The sequence below is a fragment of the Paenibacillus sp. 598K genome, from assembly GCF_003851045.1.
GTDB lineage: Bacteria > Bacillota > Bacilli > Paenibacillales > Paenibacillaceae > Paenibacillus_D.
The window spans coordinates 1-1,489 of the sequence record NZ_BFBX01000124.1; the positions used below are offsets into that span (position 1 = coordinate 1).

Annotated in this window: 1 protein-coding gene; it reads right to left on the bottom strand. The window is 52.3% G+C overall.

Annotation, left to right across the window (positions count from 1 at the left end; genetic code table 11):
* Positions 1-176: 176 nt before the first annotated feature.
* Positions 177-1,397 carry an IS256 family transposase gene (locus tag PA598K_RS28905; RefSeq protein ID WP_128660269.1) on the bottom strand — a complete coding sequence of 407 codons (1,221 nt, stop codon included), beginning with the start codon at positions 1,395-1,397 and terminating at the stop codon, positions 177-179.
* Between the last annotated feature and the right edge of the window lie 92 nt (positions 1,398-1,489).

Here is a 1,489-nt window from a genome sequence, read left to right on the forward strand (position 1 = left end):
GAGACTGTCAAGTAAAAAGTGTAACCTTTGAAAATCGAATCTAGTAACGTTGGTGCCGCAACTTGACCTGGAGCCTCTGGCGGGCCCGGTACACGCGCGATGTGGCGAGAGGCCTTGAGGCCGTTCTCGCGCCGGGCATCAGCCTACCAGACCCGCCCCCTCCACCTCAAGTTGCTTTAGCGGATCTGCACGCGGTCGGGGTAACAGACGGTGAGCTGCAGGAGGATCTGCCCCCAATTCTGCACGCGTCCTGTCCATTTGCGCACGACGTCCATCGTCGCCAGATACAGCATTTTGAGCAGCGAGTCGTCATTGGGGAAGATGCTTTTCCCTTTGGTGACCTTGCGCAATTGGCGGTGGTAGCCCTCAATCATGTTGGTCGTGTAGATCAGCTTGCGTAGCTCCGGCGGGTACATGAAGAAGGTGGAGAGCTCGTCCCAGTTCTGACGCCACGACTTCACAATCAGGGGATACTTCGCTCCCCACGTGGCTTCAAATTGGTCTAACTCCAGCAGAGCGGCCTCCTCCGTGGCTGCTTTGTAGATCGGCTTGAGATCCGCTGTGACGCGCTTGAGATCCTTGTAGGACACGTAGCGGACCGAGTTGCGTATTTGATGGACGATACATTTTTGGATATCGGTTTTCGGGTAACAAGCCGCAATCGCTTGGCTGAACCCCGTCAGATTGTCTACACAGATGAGCAAGATGTCCTGCACGCCACGGTTTTTCAAGTCATTCAATACGCTCAGCCAGAACTTCGCCGACTCGTTCTCGCCGATCCAGATGCCCAGCACATCCTTGTTGCCGTCCAGATCGATGCCGATGACCATGTAGGCCGCTTTGTTTACGATGGCGCCGTCCTGCTTGACCTTGAAGTGAATCGCATCCAGGAAAACAACGGCATAGGTCGGCTGCAATGGGCGGTTATGCCATTCTTTAATGACGGGCATAATCTTATTGGTGACATTGGAAATGAGCGTCGGCGAGACTTCAATGCCGTATAGACCCTGCAAGTGGTCCTGAATGTCCCGGGTACTGACGCCTTTCGCATACAAGGCCGTAATTTGATCCTCGATGCCGGTGACGTTGGTTTGATTTTTCTTGATGACGACGGGTTCAAACTCACCCAGCCGATCACGCGGGACCTGAATCTGCAGATCACCGTACTCGGTATGAACGGTTTTCTTCCCGTACCCGTTTCGACTGTTTTTCGTTTCCTTGTTGTGGTCATACGGGGCGTAGTTAAGTTGCGTATCCAGCTCAGCTTTCAGGGTCGCCTCCAGCACATCTTTGAACATGTCCTTCAACGTCGCTTGGATCTGATCCACGGATTGGAACTGATGTTCCTTTACGAGATCCTGTATCGCTTGCTTGCTCCAAAATTTTTCCGTTGTCATTTGTTTCCCCTCCGAAATATATCATCTTCTTGGAACTTAGTATGTCCCATTTCGATTCATTTCAAAGGTTCCACGTTTCATTTTACAGACCC

Bases quoted from the DNA above. Each gene is read 5' to 3' on its own strand.
- PA598K_RS28905 (WP_128660269.1), bottom strand. From the start codon at position 1,397: ATGACAACGGAAAAATTTTGGAGCAAGCAAGCGATACAGGATCTCGTA.